At 62.6% G+C, this 17287-nt stretch carries 13 protein-coding genes and 2 tRNA genes; 7 read left to right on the top strand and 8 right to left on the bottom strand.

Translation table 11 applies throughout. The features are described 5' to 3' along the window. Positions 1-151 precede the first annotated feature (151 nt). Positions 152-391 (bottom strand): DUF8593 domain-containing protein, encoded by a 240-nt coding sequence (locus tag MXF70_RS03970; RefSeq protein ID WP_248517647.1) that lies wholly within the window; start codon positions 389-391, stop codon positions 152-154. A 560-nt stretch (positions 392-951) separates the two neighbouring features. Continuing rightward, complete coding sequence (locus tag MXF70_RS03965; RefSeq protein WP_248517645.1) at positions 952-1365, bottom strand: hypothetical protein; 414 nt, start codon at positions 1363-1365, stop codon at positions 952-954. Between the two features lie 230 nt (positions 1366-1595). Here MXF70_RS03965 and MXF70_RS03960 point away from each other — a divergent pair. Together MXF70_RS03960 and MXF70_RS03955 are read left to right on the top strand one after the other, a co-directional pair. Beyond that, a tRNA-Gln gene (locus tag MXF70_RS03960) sits at positions 1596-1668 on the top strand. Positions 1669-1849: 181 nt separating this feature from the next. After that, the gene (locus tag MXF70_RS03955) at positions 1850-2035 is read left to right on the top strand and encodes a DUF7479 domain-containing protein (RefSeq protein WP_248517643.1); all 186 of its coding nucleotides are present in this window, start codon (positions 1850-1852) and stop codon (positions 2033-2035) included. A gap of 46 nt (positions 2036-2081) precedes the next feature. Here the strand turns inward: MXF70_RS03955 and MXF70_RS03950 are convergent, their stop codons facing one another. The 3 genes from MXF70_RS03950 to MXF70_RS03940 all read right to left on the bottom strand — a co-directional run bounded on the left by MXF70_RS03950 (position 2082) and on the right by MXF70_RS03940 (position 5746). After that, positions 2082-3212 carry a DUF63 family protein gene (locus MXF70_RS03950; RefSeq protein ID WP_248517641.1) on the bottom strand — a complete coding sequence of 377 codons (1131 nt, stop codon included), beginning with the start codon at positions 3210-3212 and terminating at the stop codon, positions 2082-2084. A 197-nt stretch (positions 3213-3409) separates the two neighbouring features. Continuing rightward, positions 3410-3493: transfer RNA gene (locus MXF70_RS03945), tRNA-Leu, on the bottom strand. 414 nt (positions 3494-3907) lie between these two features. Further along, positions 3908-5746: a Cdc6/Cdc18 family protein gene (locus tag MXF70_RS03940; protein WP_375140828.1), complete on the bottom strand. Its 1839-nt coding sequence runs from the start codon at positions 5744-5746 to the stop codon at positions 3908-3910. Between the two features lie 644 nt (positions 5747-6390). Between MXF70_RS03940 and msrA the strand changes: the two genes are divergently transcribed. Then, a complete protein-coding gene (gene msrA, locus MXF70_RS03935; protein ID WP_248518358.1) occupies positions 6391-6927 on the top strand; it encodes a peptide-methionine (S)-S-oxide reductase MsrA in 537 nt (178 codons plus the stop codon). 343 nt (positions 6928-7270) lie between these two features. Next, positions 7271-7537: a DUF7472 family protein gene (locus tag MXF70_RS03930; protein ID WP_248517639.1), complete on the top strand. Its 267-nt coding sequence runs from the start codon at positions 7271-7273 to the stop codon at positions 7535-7537. Positions 7538-7576: 39 nt separating this feature from the next. Here the strand turns inward: MXF70_RS03930 and MXF70_RS03925 are convergent, their stop codons facing one another. The 3 genes from MXF70_RS03925 to MXF70_RS03915 form a co-directional block, all read right to left on the bottom strand. Continuing rightward, positions 7577-8656 carry a DNA primase large subunit PriL gene (locus MXF70_RS03925; protein ID WP_248517638.1) on the bottom strand — a complete coding sequence of 360 codons (1080 nt, stop codon included), beginning with the start codon at positions 8654-8656 and terminating at the stop codon, positions 7577-7579. Positions 8657-8749: 93 nt separating this feature from the next. Beyond that, positions 8750-9619: an alpha/beta fold hydrolase gene (locus tag MXF70_RS03920; protein WP_248517636.1), complete on the bottom strand. Its 870-nt coding sequence runs from the start codon at positions 9617-9619 to the stop codon at positions 8750-8752. Positions 9620-9684: 65 nt separating this feature from the next. Then, positions 9685-9849, bottom strand: a complete 165-nt coding sequence (locus MXF70_RS03915) for a DUF8014 family protein (RefSeq protein ID WP_248517634.1) — start codon at positions 9847-9849, stop codon at positions 9685-9687. 205 nt (positions 9850-10054) lie between these two features. On the opposite strand from MXF70_RS03915, the gene MXF70_RS03910 reads away from it, so the two are divergent. From MXF70_RS03910 to MXF70_RS03900, 3 genes are all read left to right on the top strand, one after another. After that, positions 10055-13237: a DUF7289 family protein gene (locus tag MXF70_RS03910; RefSeq protein ID WP_445677851.1), complete on the top strand. Its 3183-nt coding sequence runs from the start codon at positions 10055-10057 to the stop codon at positions 13235-13237. Between the two features lie 156 nt (positions 13238-13393). Beyond that, complete coding sequence (locus MXF70_RS03905; protein ID WP_248517630.1) at positions 13394-16390, top strand: DUF7289 family protein; 2997 nt, start codon at positions 13394-13396, stop codon at positions 16388-16390. A 136-nt stretch (positions 16391-16526) separates the two neighbouring features. Continuing rightward, a complete protein-coding gene (locus MXF70_RS03900) occupies positions 16527-17267 on the top strand; it encodes a GNAT family N-acetyltransferase (protein WP_248517628.1) in 741 nt (246 codons plus the stop codon). Positions 17268-17287 lie beyond the last annotated feature (20 nt).

The following is a 17287-nucleotide window of genomic DNA, read 5'->3' as shown; positions in this document are numbered from 1 at the left end:
GGCCGCGGCCCACCGAAAATGCTGCTCGGCATCGCACGAAGAGGAGGGTGTGGAATGGAACCCGATCCGGACCGTCGAACGTGGGGTTCGATCGGCACGGTCGGTACGCGTCGGCTTGCACCGACGAGCGTCAGGGGGCCGACGGCGCGAGCTACGTATCGCGTTTGAGTCTGATCTCGTCGTCGGTGACGGTGTCTATCTTCGATTGTTCGAGCACGTAGTCGTCTTCGTCGACGGATTCCCAGCCGAGTCGCGCGCGGATTCGGTCGCTGATACTGGGGTCGGCGTCGACGTAGACGGTGTCGTTACGAACGCCGCTGACGACACCGATCTTGTCACCCGATGCGTTGACGACCCGCTTTCCTTCGTCCGTCTCTGTGAACGTGTGCATAGATGTTGGTGCGCGGAGTCACAGGCCCGCGATCGGCGGGTAAAGACCGCCGCCGGGGGGTCGGACGGCGGCGGTCCGGAACCCTGGGGAGCGGGGAACCGAGTGGCTGGCCGAACTCCGCGTCGCACCAGCCATCACGATCAAACCGCTTGTGCAGTGATTGTTATACAGCGTGTACCGGGCGACGGCGGCGGATCAGCCGAGGTTACCAGGGCCGGCCGCCTGGGTACGGAGACGACCGATGACCGGCGAGCGATGGACGGTCGGTCGGCGATGCCAGCACACACGAGGCCCACCGTCCCGATTCTTCGAGCGACCGCGTGCAGGGGCTACGCGAGGCGATCATCTCCCTGAGAAACACGTGCTTACCTGGGCGGTCGACCCCAGCGGAGCGGCCCTGCTTCTCGAGGAGGAGGCACGGGGTCGCAGGACGGTGCGCTATCGCTCTGTGAACGTGGAGATCGCTCTCCGTAGCGAGGGGGAAAAGTAGTGGCCGCGACGGCTACCCAGTACAGACGTCACCGCGTCGGACGAACCGCTTCGATTGGCGCTGTGCGTCGTTACGGTTCGCCGTAATACTTCCACTCGCCGTCTTCCTGTCGGACTTCGATGGTGCCCGTGGTCGTCTCGGTTTGCTCCTCGTCATTCACCACGAACGTGACCTTCGTCTTGGCCTCGACGAGGGCCTCCCCGTCCTCGGGGCCCTCGATGACCTCCGAGGACTGCAGACTCATGCCGATCGTCTCGAGCTCCTTTTCTGTCGGAATCTGCCCGGTCTCGGGGGACTCGGAGTGCAGTGCCGCCTCGACGGCGGAGGGATCGGTCCCGTCGTAAGCATCGACGTACGCCTCAACCGCGCCCTCGGGGCCGGAGCTACCGCCGCCGCCGTCGTCGCCGAGAATGCCAGAACAGCCGGCGATGCTCGCGGTTGCAATCGTTGCCGTTGCGGTCGTGATGAATGTTCGTCGTCGCACACTCTCTGCCTTGCCGGTATGGAACAAGAATGGAGGCTCTAGGTGTGTGGTGTCCGGGGGAACTGTGGATTCGAGTTCATGAAACGGGGTATCTGGTTCGTCTGGCGCTATTCGGACGTTGTCGGCACAGTAATCGCCGACGCGTCACCCTGGCCCGGATGTGAAGCGGTCACACGCCGACGGCCAACGCGCAACCCTTACAAGATACGGTAGACTACGATCAATCGCACAGTCCCGTGGGGTAGTGGCCAATCCTGCGAGCTTCTGGGGCTCGCGACCCTGGTTCGAATCCAGGCGGGACTATTCTCGACGGACTCTACGCACCGACGAGCGACGCGGCCGCGACAGCTCTCCCGCCGCTTCGGTTCGGCTGTCGTCGATCCCATCAGGTCGCTTCGAATATGTTTATGCTCGCGGCGTGCGTATCAATGACTTGTATGGGAGTGAGTAGCACACAGCGGCGAGCACTACCGAGGTGGTACCGATGACCACCGAGTTCGACCTCGGCTGTGCGACCTGTGGCAGCGCCCTCACCGAACGAACGGTTGCGGCGGAGTCCCTCGGCGTCCCCGGCGAGGGATCCCTCCCCGTCGCGGAATGCCCCCAGTGCGGCGACCGGTACGTCCCCGAGCAGACGCTCGATCGGGTCGGCAAACGAAAACGAACGTAGCGCGCTCGCGCGACGATCGACAGTTCGCGTTTGACGGTCGTCCGACTCAGACGCCGAACGCCGCACGGAGCACGTCCCGGGTTCCCGGACCGAGTCCGACCGCGAGCACCGCGAGTAGCATCAACACAGAGTAGCGCGGGCTCTCCTCGATGATTTCGTCGTTGAACAGCCAGAGGACGACGACCGCGGCGACCACCTTCACGGGGAAGAATGGCCACGTGACGCCGATCGCATCGGTGAGCCACGCGGGCTGGATCGATCGTGTGACGTCCTGAATTCCGGAGTTGACGACGTGTTTCGGGCTGTAGACGTGAGCGAGATCGAACTCCTCGGCCCAGTCGAGGCTGATCACGTTGGCGATGCCGTCCACGGAGTGACCCCAGATGATCAGGGTGCCGACGATGCCTGTACCGACGTTGACCTCCGGCCAGTAGCGCTCGGTGCCGACCCACGCGATCGCCGTCGCAGCGGTCGCGATCGCGAGGACGACCACAAGCACGAGGGGGTTGAACTCGACGGGGTCTGTGGTCACCGCGAGATAGCTCAGTGCGGCGATCGTCGCCGTGAATAGCGCGACCCCCGTCGCACCGAAGGGGCGTTCCCAGCGCTCGACGCGCCCATCCCGTTCGAGCCAGACGCTCGCGACGATCGCCGCGACCGCCAGCAGGAACACTGTCACGTAGATGAACGGGCTAATGATCGCGGCGCTCCACGGAAAGGGGATCGCGGGATCGCCAGTCGCGCGGAGCATCGCGACGCTCGCGTCCTCGACGGTCCGGAGCGCGCCACCGAAAAGCACCCACGGGAAGAGGGGGTAGAGGGCCTCGACCTTGGCCTCGATCTCGAGGCGCTCGACGAGGAAGTAGACGCCCGCGAGCAGAAGAACCAGCAACACCGCGTAGCTCACCGTCGAGACGACGGTGTAGCCGGGTTCGGCGACCACGCCCGACGCGGTATCACAGCCCGCAGAGAGATAGTCGACCTGTCCGTCCTCGCGAACCGCACACGACGCGCCGTTCCCGTCCGCGGCGACGGGACCCCAGTAATACTTCCAGATGAACTGGTCGTAGACCTGCTTCGGAAAGAGGAGGGAGCCGATCGTCCCGGCGAGTGCGAGGGTGGCGACCACGGCCGCCCAGGCCCTTTCCGGGTCGAGCCGGTCGAAGACGTCGTCCATGGCCCATCACCCGGAAGCGTGGCGCTTCAGCGTTCCGGTCCCGTGCGTCAACGAGACAAATGCGGACCGAGCGATCGGTAGTGCCGCCGCTCGTGAATGTGAAAGCCAAATGCGAGGGCAAGACGCTCCGTCTTGCCTCCCGCCGATGGGAGTCGATCCCACCGGGCGGGCGCATGCGAGCGCAACGCGCTCGGACATGCGAGGGAAGGGATTTGAACCCTCGGACCCCTTCGGGAGCGGATCTTGAGTCCGCCGCCGTTTCCGGGCTTGGCTACCCTCGCACGCGAATGAGCGGTTGGGAGTCGGGGGACTTACGCGCGTCGATGGGTCGTCGAACTGGATCCCGTGACAGACTCGACTGCTGAACATTACAATCTGAATTTGACGAGACTGCACAGCAGACCGCTTCGAAAGGGGCCGACCGCCGGCTACAGCCCGCTGGACGATCCACCGGGGCGAAGACCTGGCCACAATCCTCTGGGTGGGACTGGAAGGGGCCGACCGCTCGGCGATAGCTGGCGACGCAAGGACCGCAGTCGAGCGAATGCGAGCCGAGGACCGCAGCGAGTCAGGATCGTCGAGCAGTCGGGGGCTTCCAAGCGGTTCCTGTCCGTGTCACTCCACGGGCAGCGACTGCTACTCAGTGGTCGAGTATGCAACACTCCCAGCTGCCTCCACAATCCTACGATCAGTCCCTAGCCGTCGAACCGAGACTGCACGTAGGGCTGGGCGTCCTCGATCTCGCCCAGCCGCGAATCGGAGGTGAGGACGGCCTCGGTCTCTTCGCGAGGAACGGAGAGATTGATCTCCTTGGTTCGGCCGTATCGACCCTTCGAGACGACGACGGCGTTCACGATGCCGAGCATGTCGAGCTCGGAGATGAGGTCGGTGACCCGGCGCTGTGTCAGGGGATCGGCGTCGATTTCCTCGCAAAGCTGGTCGTAGACGTTGTAGACCTCGCCGGTGTTGATCGCGGCGACGCCGCGTTTTTCGAGGAGGATGATGGCGTAGAGGACGAGCTTGGACTGCATCGGCAGCGTGCGGACGACCTCGACGACGCGGTCGAGCTCGATCTTCTCCTGGGCCTTGCGAACGTGATCGCCCTGGATCTCCTCGACCTGATCGCGTTCGGCGAGCTCGCCCGAGGTTCGGAGAAGGTCGAGCGCACGGCGAGCGTCCCCGTGTTCCTGCGCCGCGAAGGCCGCACAGAGCGGGATGACGTCCTCGGAGAGCGCGTTCGGCTCGAACGCTTCCTCGGAGCGGTGCTCGAGGATGTCCTGGAGCTGCGTCGCGTCGTAGGGCGGGAAGACGATCTCTTCCTCGCCGAGAGAAGATCTGACGCGGGGATCCAGAAGGTCGGTGAACTTCAGGTCGTTCGAGATGCCGATGATGGAGACGCGGGAGTTCTCGAGATCGGAGTTCATCCGCGAGAGATTGTAGAGCGTGTCGTCCCCGGACTTCTCGACGAGCTTGTCGATCTCGTCGAGCATGATGACGACCACGCGCTCGCGATAGTCGACTGCGTCGAAGAAGACGTTGTAGACGCGATCCGTCGGCCACCCGGTCATGGGGACTTCCTCGATCTCGTCTCGATCGGCCTCGAGCTGCTCGATGCGCTCCTCGATCTCGTCGATCGACGACACGCCGAGATCGGTGGCAGCGGGGGCATCCTCGGCGTCGGCGCCCTCGGGACGAGTGGCAGACGACTCGTCACCAGAATCTGCCGGATCTCCAGCTGCTCGAGCTTCGAAGGCGTTCGACTGCAAGACGGACGGATCTGCTTCCGCGCGCTCGCGAAGCGCCTCGAGGTCGGCGATCTCCTCGGCGATCGCTTCGCGGTTCTGATCGTTGAACTGGTTGGCGAGCTGCGCGAGTACGCGGTACTGCGTGTCGGTCACCTCGCAGTTGATGTACTCGACGTCACAGGGAACCTCGTACTTCTGGGAGGTACGCTCGAGCTCCTGGCTGACGTACTTCGCACTCGCCGTCTTGCCGGTCCCGGTCTTCCCGTAGATGAGAATGTTCGATGGCGTGTCCCCACGGAGTGCCGAGACGAGGATCGTCGCCATCTTGTTGATCTGCTCGTTGCGATGGGGAAGCTCACGGGGCGTGTAGGACGGACGGAGGACTTCCTTGCTGACGAAGATCGGATCGCCGGCGAGGAGATCGTCGAACAGCCCCTCGTCGTCGGACGTCGCCGCGTCGTCGAGGTCGAGTTTACCGTCGGCGTCGGTGCTAAGATCGGTGTCGGTCATCGAATCGACGCCTGCGCCTGCTTCGAGGGACGCAGTATCGACGTCTGTCGCAGCGTCGGCGCCGACTCCCCCCTCGCCGCTCGAGGGAGAGTCGTCAGAACTGCCGACCTCACCGTTCTCTCGATGATCGCCGAGGACGCTCTGTGCGACGTCGAACTCGAAGGCCGAATCCGACTCTGGCGGTGCTTCTTCGCGAGTGTCGGTGTCCGCCGGTGACTCACCGTCTGCATCGTCGTCGCTGGATTCGAACTCGGAGTCAGCGTCGGGGTCGCCACTCACGCTGGGATCGACCCCCTCGTTTCGTCTGGAATATACGGCGAAGGCGTTCGCGGACTGCCGCTAACCCCGCTACACCCCCGAATTCGTCCATCTGCGTTCATACGACAGCACGTAGTCGGTGCAGCGGAACCCGAGGTAGACCAGCGACTTAAACGCTTCCTTCAACGGACGTCGAAGATCACTGACCGCACCTCGTTTTCGCGCTTGACAGCACAAATCGACGAGCGGGACGATCGGCGCAGCTCGAGAAGCCGGCAATCACCAGTCGTAGAAGCCGAGGTCGAAGGGGCCACCCCTTGGTTTCAACTGGAACGTGGAAACGCCAGGGGAGGGCTACTGCCATATACATAGGGCAATCTTTATCACCTATACTCAAAAACCATATCCGTAATCCACTATAGTAGCGTATATAGGTGGAGCTGCGCGGTATTGTTGTTAGGAAATCTAGCAGCTTCAGGCTGAGCGGCACCAAATCCGTCCACAGACGGCGATCGTTCCAGGTGAAACGGAGGGGTGCCCCTCCGAACGACGGCTCGTCACTCCGCCACCACCGCTCAACCGTCCGACCGGACAACCCGCGAACTGTGGACCGGAGCACCCGACCGCCGTGGGCTTAACCGGATTCGGCTCGTAGAGGAGGTATGATCGAACGAGCGACGTTCGCCGGAGGCTGTTTCTGGTGTATCGACGCCGCGCTCGAGGAGCTCGACGGCGTACAGTCGACCACGTCGGGCTACACTGGTGGTCACGAGTCGGATCCGACCTACGAAGAGGTCTGTCGCGAGACGACCGGCCACGCAGAGGCGGTTCGCGTGGAGTTCGACCCCGACGTCGTCGCCTACGCCGACCTCCTCGAGGTGTTCTTCAGCATCCACGATCCGACGACGGAGGATCGGCAGGGGCCAGACGTCGGCTCGCAGTACCGATCGGCGGTGTACTACCACGACGACGCGCAGCGTGAAACTGTGGAGGCGTTCGTCGACGAGCTCGAATCCGCTGAGGTGTACGACGGCCCGATCGTTACGGAGATCGAGCCTGTCGGCGAGTTCTACGTCGCCGAGGAGTACCACCAGGACTACTTCGAGAAGAATCCCGACAAACCATACTGCGCTGCCCAGGTGCTTCCAAAAGTCGAGAAAGTTCGTGAGGAGTTCCGTGATCTAACCGCTCCCCAGCAGTGAGTGACAGGCTGGTCGGCCTGCCCAGTGGCTGACCGCCGCTCTTGGACCGTCCACGTCCTCTGTTGCCCCGATGTGACCCCGACTTCCAGTGGCGACACCGAACGGTCGATTTCGACCCACGTCAGTTTGATACCTCAATTTCATTACCGACGTAAAACGCGATTCACCCCGCTACGGCCTTTTGATTTTCCACCCGAAACGTAGGGGTGTGACTTCGCACAGTGTTAATCGGCCATTCGTTCGTCGACCTGAAACGGTGGCCTCCTCACCGCCTCGATCGGGGTAAATCTACTGTGACGTGCTCTCCGACACTCTTTTGCCGAGTCCTCGCCGATCTATCTGTATGATCGCGCGCGAACGTCTCATCGAGATCGGCGTCTCCCTCACTGGCGTCGGTATCATGGTGGCGTTACTCTACGTCATCGGTCTGAACTACACCAACGAGGCGGCGAACGGCCACCAGGTACTCACATCCACCGGTGGCGAGATGGTCGTCTACGCCATCGTCGCTTTCATCGTCCTCATGGCAGTTGCCGGCCTCGTCCTGACCCACACCGTCACCATCGTCGAAGCCGAAAACGGCGACGGATCGGACTCGAGTAGCGCGTAATTCGTTCCGACCTGGTTCGGTCGTCGACACTCCGTCCGTTCAATCCTCCGCAGCGTCTGCCAGCGCGACCTCGTAGTACGACAGCGGGTGGTTGATCGTGTCGCAGCGCTCGTCCTTGTTCACGCAGTCCCCGTAGACGTCCATCGACGCACACGACGGCGGCGCGTACTCCAGCCCCTGATCGTCACGCACGTGTGCGAGCTGGAAATCGACCGACTCGCGGTCGAGTTCGCCGTCGGCGAGCTCCACGATCGCTCTGGCGTCCATCCCCGCTGCGCCGAGGAAGCCGACGAGCGAGTACTGGGAGTGGGCAGGTAACGACTCGCCGTCGCGAGCACGCTCCAGCAGTGCAGTTACACATGGCGGGAACTGCGCGGGTTCGACCCGGTCGAAAGATAGCGGGATCTCCGCGTCGGCGAGCATACTTTCGATCGTCTCCCGTGGCTCGTCGAGCTCTACGGCGATCTGGTCTGGTACCGATAGCGGCAGCCCGTCGGCGACGCGATCCGCGACGGCGCGTTCGAGCAGATCGTAGAGCTCGGCACGATCGACGGGAACCCGACCCGCCGACAGCGATCGATTCACGAGCGCCCACTGTTCGCCGCCGAGATCTCGCGAGAGTTCGAGATAGACGGCGACGTCGACGGCGAACGGATCGCGTCCGTCGACGTCCTCGGCGAGGCCGAACTCCCCGAGAAGCTCGCGGACGTCGAACTCGGGCTCCTCGACGCCGATTCCGCTCTCCATGCCGTCGCTCGCGCCGGGCTCGGGCAGATCCGTTTGTAGCCGCTGGCGCGCCGTCGCGGCCTCGGCCCGTGCGTAGGCGTCGATTGCCATCGGCTCCTCGAGCAGGGAGACCAGTATTCGCGCGATCGGGTAGGAGAGCAGCTCGATCCTGGTCGAGCGGTGCATCCCCGTCTCGTTCCCTGCGTTACCGGTCCCGACGTGTCCCTCTGACAGTGCAGTCTCGACGCGTTCGCGTGCACGCGAGACTACCATCTCGTCGGCTTCCGCTGCGTCGTCGGCGCCACCGACCAGCGCCCCGATCTCGACGTCCGCGGCCTGGACGGCCTCCCGGGCGCTTTCGAAGAAGGGGAATCGCGCGTGGCGCCGTTCCATCGCGAAAGCGTTGCTGCCGAGTCCGGTTAAATCGCGCGGTGGGCCGATCGTCGCCACGAAATGCGTCGATTCCAGCCTCCTCCGCCTGGCACTTTACTCCTGCAGGTATGCAGTGACGAGCGACTCGAACCGATCCGGTCGGTCGCGTGGGAGCCAGTGTGCGGCGTCCTCGAACACCTCGACCTCGCCCTCGGGGGCGATACCGGCTGCGCGTTCCGCCCACCGTGCTGGGAAGACGTCGTCCTGGCCGCCGTGAACGAACAGTGCCGGGCATTCGAGCTCGTCCAGCCGGGTGTAGTAGTACGTGTTCCAGCCGCCGTAGCCGACCTCGGCGTTGCGCCAGCTCCGGTAGGCCTTCCCAGCCGTCGGCCGCTGGAGCTCCCTGAAGAACGCGTCGACGAGTTCCTCCGGGAGTGCGTCCGGCTCGGACACGACGCCGTCGAGGCTCGATTTCGCGATCGACCGTCGCTGGGACGCCAGCCAGAGCCCCGCGCGATTGAGCAGCCCGAGCTTCGCGAGCAGCCAGGTTCGCCGTCCGTGGGGCAGCTTCGTCCCGAGACCGAAGGCGCTCACGGGAACGAGCCGATCGACAAGCTCCGGCCGGTCGAGCGCGAGCTGAATCGCGATCCCGCCGCCCAGGGAGGCTCCGACGAGGTGGGCGGAATCGAGCCCGACGACGTTCATGAACTCAGCGACGGCGTCCACGTGGCGATCCGTCGAGTACGGTCCCGGTGGGGCGTCGCTCAGCCCGTAGCCCAGCAGGTCCAGCGCGTACACGTCGTGATCGGCGGCGAGAGGACCGATCGCAGAGCCCCACGTGAGATGCGCTGCGTCCACGATTCCGCCGTGGAGCAACAATACTGCTGATTCGTTGTCCTGGCCGGCCCGGAGGTAGCGAAGCTCGTTGCCCGCGACGTAGACGCCGGATTCGGTCACGTCGTCGTGTTCGATCGCGGGTCGCATGGCGAAGGGGTTCGACGGGCTCCCTCAAAGTGGTATCGGGGGCGACTTGAGGAACAATCGGCGAGTCAGGGAAACTCGTCCCCGGCGTCCTCGAGGGGCTCGGCGACGACGCCGTCTGCCGTCGCCAGCGAGCGCGCGTGTGCGGCACAGACTACCCGGTCGTCGGCCCAGGGAACGTGGACGCGAACCGAGGCCGGCCGGTCGCAGTCGGATTCTGCACAGCGGGCCATACCGGACCGACGGTCCACACGCTAACTATCGTTTCGCCCCGACACCCGCCGACGCCGTGAATAATTCTCTGATTCAATGCCGGAAGCAAAGATATCACAATCAAGATTATACTGAAAATATAGTGGAAAACATAATGAAGTAACTGGGAACAAGTGGCTATAAATAAACTACTATTAAGGTAATGGCCAGACAAGCCAAGTTGACATGGTTGAACGCCCTCCCACATCGGAACAAACAGATCGTCCGTTGTGGCGTCGATTGCGAGGCGGAACGGGCCGCCTGCGAGGGCAATCTGACGTCATCGCGATCGTCATCCTCTTCGGGATGATCTTCATCGGCGCCGCGGCAGTGCTCGTCGCCGGTGGCGCACTCGTCGACGACGTTCAAGGAAGCTCACAACACGAACTCGCCGTCGACAGCGCCGTGCAGACCCACCAGGCGATTTCCGAAGCCCTGCAGAGCGGCGAGGCTCGCCAGCTCGCAGTGAGTGACGGCGTGGATATGGAGATCGTCGAGTCAGGGTCGATTTCGATCGCGATGCACAACGGCAGCGACGTCTGTTCTACCGGTCCTGTCGAGGCTAAGATGGGCGCGATCGTCTACGATACGCCCAAAGGCTCTGTCGTCTATCAGGGAGGGGGAATCTGGGAGAAGACGGATGGCGGACTTTCGATCCAGCGGAGTCCTCCGATCAGCTACGACAACGAGACGGCCCGGATTTCGATCCAGACCGTGACCGCGGACTCGGACTCCTTCGATGGGCAGATGGCCATGCCCAACGAGACGATGCAGGAGACGATGGTCGAGGAGACGAACGAACTCCTGACGAACTGCCCGGCAAACGGATACACCGATCTCAATATTTCGGTCACGAGCCCGAACTACGCAGAGGTGTGGAAGGACCACTTCAACTCGCAGATCACTGGCACGAACGTCAAGATCAACGATACGCACGACGAGATGGTCCACGCGACGATCTCCAACGCAACCACCGCACACGAGAGTCGGGGTCTTCGATTCGCGAACATCTCCGCTCCGTCGATCGTTGATCCCGCGAGCGGAGATTACTCAAACGAATTCTATCTCTCGACCGAGATCGCGAACGACGGTTTCGACACCGAGGAAGCCACCGTGAGGCTGGAAATCCACGATATCGGGGCAGCGAACCACAGCAATACTCCCGGAATTAACCCCGGTGAAACTGTTGGTTTAAATTTCACCACGGGAGCTAACAATTTTTCGCCAAGTACATTCACGTACAACGGTCTTGTCAACGCTCATAACCTCACAACTGATCGAGTCTACGGATACACCGTCCGTTTGTACGATGGTGACGGTGAGCGTGTGAGTGAATCGTCCGGTGATTTCTTCCTCGCCGGTAGTGACTCTATGGGACTGTATCTCGCGGATGCTGAGGATACCTTCCTCGATGCGGATCAAACCCAGCTTGCGGTCAACGGAACACTCATCAATACCGGAACGAGCAGCGAAGAGGCTGATCTTACGTTTGAAATAACTGAAGAAAATGTTGACATGGATCCAATGCTTGCTAAGGACGTAAACGTTTCAGCATACGGTGGCATGTCAGAGGTCGGGTTCCAGGTCAACGTTTCGGCATTACGAGCAGGAACCTATGAATACAAGCTTAGCAGTGATGAAGTAACTGAGGGTCCCGAGACGAAGTATGGGGAATTCACAATCACCGAACGCGATGAGGGGACGCTCGTCGACCTGATTCGCGTGGAGTCGGTCACGCCAACGCAACAGTATCTTGAGTACGGTGAGGATTCGTTTTCGGTCGACGTCGGCGTCCACAACGTCGGAAACAGTTCGACCAGTGGCACACTGGCACTGAACATCAGCGGGTTGCCTACCGTAACCAAGCCGATCACTCTTTCCAAGGGGGAGAATACGAGCAAAGGTATCACCGTACCGTCAGAGAACGTCTCGACGCTCCCGCCAGGCGAGACTCATAACTACGAGGTGCAGCTCGTCGAGAACGACGAGGAGTTTATCGCCAACGGTTCGTTTTACCTCGGCAAGAGCGGCGAAGTCCCGGTGATCGAGTCCGTTTCGAACGCGACTGATCCCGATGACTGGGTCACGATCAACTCGACGGTCAGTAACCACGGGCTCAACGACATCGGCGACGAGCCCGTGAACTTGACCCTCCACGACCAGGACGGTACACTAGTCGGCTCAGATAATGTGACCGTGGACGTGCCGGCAGGGGCCACCCCAAATGCCACGTTCGGCTTCAACGCCTCGAATCTTGTCGGCGTCTACAATTACACCATCGAATTTGGCGGCGAGACGGTAACCCGGACGCTGAAGTTCGAAGGTAGCGTGCAGGGTGGAAATGGATCCGTGAGCGTGAATGCACCTGGAAATGGAACGCTGACGGTGCTCGGAACGGAGATTTCCGGGGAATCGGTCAGTTCTCCTTGGTGGAAAGAGTGGGCGCCCGTTGGTGCGGCTGCTGTCATGGAACGCAACGGGCAAACTCAGCGATTCGAGTACACCAACGGTGAAAGGACGACCGTCGATCTGGTCAACGACCAGAACCTGAATACCTACGATACCCAGAACGATATCTACGAGTGGGGCTGGAGCCAAGACGCCGGGGAAACGGTCAGCGTCACGCTCAACGCGACATACTGGACGAGAGAAGATACCGGTGGTATTTGGGGTGGGTGCAGTGAGCCATACGATTCGGGAGAAGATCACACCCGCAACGGCCCCGGATATGACGAGCAGCGAACGTACACGGACTATCACCCTGACCCAATCTACTATCAGGACGAAACCACCACGACGTGGTGGGGAACTGAGGTCACCACTTGCGACTCATACGCTTATTCCGTCGACGCATCCCAGGGTAGCAATCCGAGCAACGTCGAGGTACTGACTGATGGCGACACTGTACCAGGAGTCCAAAGGGCCTATCCGGACCAGCGGAATGTCTCTCAGATCTTGAACGACGGTGCCTCCGATCGGCTCAATTCGGACAACGAACTCCAACTCAACGATAACGAGATGGTGTTCCTCGTCGAACTCACTGACCAGAACGCGAATTTCTCAAAAGCCGTAAACACATCTGGGGGAGCCGATTACAACGACGTGATCGCACTACTTGAGTTCACACCTGCGAACCCCGATCAGAACGTCAGCTTCACTGTGGGTGACGACGACGCGGTGTCGATCACGCTTGAGACCCCCTCGACGGTCTCGGGGGAGGGGCCACAGTATATCAACGATACCGATTCCAGCATCGATGAAGAAAATGGAGCTACTCCGACGCCCGCCAATCCGGAGAGCCCAGCTCCCGGCGACCCCTCCGGCCCTGAAGAAATCGACGTCGACGTCGGCGGTATCGTGATCGGCTAACCGGGTTTTCGAATCTCTGTCGGTGTCCCGCTCGAATCACATGCGTTCAGCACCGCATGCAGCTCTCCTGGCTGGTGTTTGGTACTAGCTAGCACTGGTAACCTGTTGGTTGCCCTTAGTTAATTCTATTACGTGGTAGAACTAAATTACCTCTCAATGCGGACGAGATCAGACCTCTCCGACGACGGCGATCGGTCACAGCAGCGAGGCCAGTCCGAGGTCGTCGGTATGGTCGTTCTAATCGGCGTCATCGTCATTGCCGCCTTTCTGACGGTCGCGATCGGGGCGATGGCGTTGCAGACAGTGCAGGACACGACGGAGTGGGAGAGCACGAAGGATACCGCGATCCAGGCCCACTCGGTGCTCTCCGAGGCGGCGTCGACGGGCGATCCACAAGAGGTCCCGATGGGTAGCGGTGCCGTCGACGCAGAGGTCGTCGAGGGTGGGACACTGACGATCTCGATGCACGACGGGACGACCGCCTGTTCAGAACAGTTGACGGAGGATCTCGGCGCGCTCCGCTATGAGGGTGGGGACGGTGCCATGATCTACGAAGGCGGCGCGATCTGGTCCGAGACCGAGGGCGGCCTCGGAATCGAGCATGCCCCGCCGATCAGCCACGGTCCGGACGGCACGACGGTTTCCGTGCTGTCGGTGTCGGCCGCGACTACCACTGCGTCAGGTACGCTAGTCGCACAACCCAACGAAACAGAGCGGACGCGCCTCGCCAAGGAAATCGAGACGCTCCTCACGGCCTGTCCTGCAGACGATTACACGGATCTCAGGATCAACGTCACGAGTCCGTACCACGACGCCTGGTACGACCACTTCGAACAGCAGGTCGCAACGACGAGCAACGTCACGATCACCCAGCCCACGGAGGAGAGCGTCGTCTCGACGATCGACAACGCGACCGATCCCATCACGCTCGGTGGGCTCGGCATCCACTCCGTTCAGGCACCGACCGTGCTCGCCCCTGGTGAGGAGTTCAGCGTCGAGACAGCCGTCACCAACGACGACTTCGACCCCGCGAACGCGACCGTCGAGTTTGCAATCGACGGTACCAGCGTCTCTCGATCTAACTCGCTCGACGTCGGCGCCTTCGAGACCGGGACTACGAACTTCACTGTCAACGCGTCCACGATCAACTCGACGTTCACCCCGGGGACCACCTACGAGTACTCGGTCGCCGTCCAGAACGAAACCGGATCGACGGTGAGCACGGTCAATGGCTCGGTCACCTACGGAGCGACCGCCGCGATGGTATCTCTCGACGAAGTCGAGCACTCGCTGAGCAACGGTGACGACGATCTCACCGTCACGGGGACGCTACGGAACGACGGTCTCGCGAACGGCACCGGCTCCGTCACGCTCAATCTCACGGATCCAAGCGTCAACGCACCGACGCAGTCCGTCGGGCCGGTGAACGTCACTGGCGGCGGGGCGACGAGCGTCGCGTTCGACCTCAACGTCTCCGGACTCGCTGCTGGCCACTACGAGTACGCCGTCACCGGCCCCAACGGAACGGTGACGGACGCCTTCACGATCGCGGATCGGCCCGACGGCGGTGCGGTCGCGGGCGATATTCGCATCACCGACGTCAGCGCGAGCGCGACCACGCTCACCGTGGGCGAAGACTTCGCGACGACGGTGTCGCTCACGAATCTCGGCAACGACACGGCTGCGGGCGATCTATCGTTGAACGTGACGGGGCTCTCTGCCGCATCCACCAGCCTCTCGCTCAGTGCCGGCGACAGCGAGACTGCCGAGCTGGGTCTCGACGGTGACGCGATCGACGACCTCGCCACCGGCCAGACCCACGACTACGTAATCACCCTCGAGAGCGATGGCGAGTCCGAACAGCTCGCCGGATCCTTCTACCTCGGCGAGTCCGGCGCGGATCTCGGCGTCGAATCGGTGAACGCCACGGCGATGAACGGCTCCGCGACTATTTCCGCGACGCTCGAGAACGCCGGGCTCGCGAACGGTACCGACAGTGCGACGCTATCACTGACCGGGCCCAACGGGACCGCGATCGATTTCGCGACCACGCCACAGCAGACGGTCACCACACGCTGGGGATCGACGTCGACGGTGACGTTCGGCCTGAACGTCAGCTCGCTGGCTGGGAACCACACCTTCACCGTCGAGTACGGCGAGGACGCCGCGTCGGGCACGCTCGCGCTCTCGGGGATCGACGAGGGCGACGGCGGCGTCGCGATCAGTGGCGGCGGCGAAGGGACGGTCACCGTTCTCGGCACCGAAATTTCGGGCGAGGGTCCGTACTCCGCCGACGAGTGGTATAAGAACTGGGCGCCGACGGGCGTCTCCGTCATTCAGGAGACCGACGGGGTGGAAGAGGTCCACCAGTTCGAGAACGACGAAGGCGACGTCGACGACGAGCGCAACCTGAACTCCTACGACACGCAGGAGCAGACCTACGAGTACCAGTGGGAGCAGTCTGCGGGCGAGTCGACGACGATCACGCTCCGGTCGACCTTCTGGAATCCCGACGGCGGCTACGACTACCACCAGCAGCGGACCAAAAATGGCGTGACGTGGTACGACTACCAGCCGTCGAACGGCCTCGGTTCGATCGCTCGTCGCGTCGACGCGAACGCGGGTCAGAACCCCGAGAACGTCCAGGTACTCACCGACGGTGATCAGGTCCCGCAGGTCTCTGGCGTGCTCCCCGACCAGCGGAACGCGTCCGAAGTCCTCAACGAGGGCGCTGCCGACCGGATCGATCCGGAGACCAACGAGCTGACGTTGGATCCCAACGAGGCGGTGTTCCTCTTCGAGATGACCAACACGACCGATCAGGTCCCTGGAGACATGTGGGAGTACGCACTCGAGCACGACGACGCGAGCGACCCTGACTACAACGACGTCATCGCGATCGTCGAGTTCGAATCCGACGGTGGCTCCGTCCCTGTCGAGATGAACACGACCGAAGACGGGAGCGGGCTCGTCATCGGCACGCCGGGCGTCCCCGGCTCTGGCGGTGGTTCGGCAACGGTCGGCGGCGTGAACACGACACAGAGCGACGGCGCGGCCGACGGCGCGCAGCCAGAGGCACCCGAAACGGGCGCCGGCACGCCCTCGCCGCCGGACGACGTCAACGTCGAAGTGGACGTCATCCAGATCGACTGAGTGACTACGGACCGCGGTCCACTGGATCTCGGTCGAGAGCGGTTTTCGCGGTGCGATTGTTCCGGTGTTTCCAGTATCGTCTCTCTCGCGATAATCCACACCAACGTATATTAACGTGTGACGCATTAGCACGGACATGACGCTTCGCCGGCCACTGGAGTTCGACCACGACGACCGCAAGGTACTCTATGAGTACGTCGAGGAGCACGGATCGGTCGCCCCCGACGAGGCCCAGACCGACTGCCTGCCCCACGATCCCGGCGGATTCCGCCACCACGTTGCGATACTTCGGCGGAACGGCCATCTCGAACGAACGCCCGACGGGCAGTTACAGGTCGCCATCGACACCGACGAGGTCGCGGAGGAGTTCGACCGCGAAGAGGTGTCCTTCAGGGTGCGCCCGGCCCGGCAAGCCGATCTCACGGGTATCGTCGGCGCCATGCGCCAGGTCGTCGAGGACGGGAGCTACATCGTCGCAGAGACGGTCGCCCAGGAGGTCGACCACGACCAGGCGCTACTCCGGCACAACGAGCTCGAGTCGCGGATGTTCTTCGTCGCGACGGTCGACGACGAGGTCGTCGGGTGGGTGCATCTGCGCTCGCCGGAGCTGGCCAAGCTCGCGCACACCGCGGAGCTGACCGTCGGTGTCCTGGAGGAGTACCGCGACAACGGCATCGGCAGCCACCTCCTCCAGCGTGGCCTCGAGTGGGCCGCCAGCCGAGGGTTCGAGAAGGTCTACCAGTCGCTCCCGGCGACGAACGAGGAGGCGATCGCGTTTCTGGAGGGCCACGGCTGGGCGATCGAGGCAGTCCGAGAGGATCACTACGTGATCGACGGCGACTACGTCGACGAGACGATGCTGGCCGTCGATCTCTAACTCCGGCGACCGTGCTTTCT

Origin of the sequence: Salinarchaeum laminariae (genome assembly GCF_023204835.1) — an archaeon.
Classification (GTDB): domain Archaea; phylum Halobacteriota; class Halobacteria; order Halobacteriales; family Salinarchaeaceae; genus Salinarchaeum; species Salinarchaeum laminariae.
Note: the sequence above shows the minus strand (reverse complement) of the source record. Positions and strands in the feature narration are given on the sequence as shown.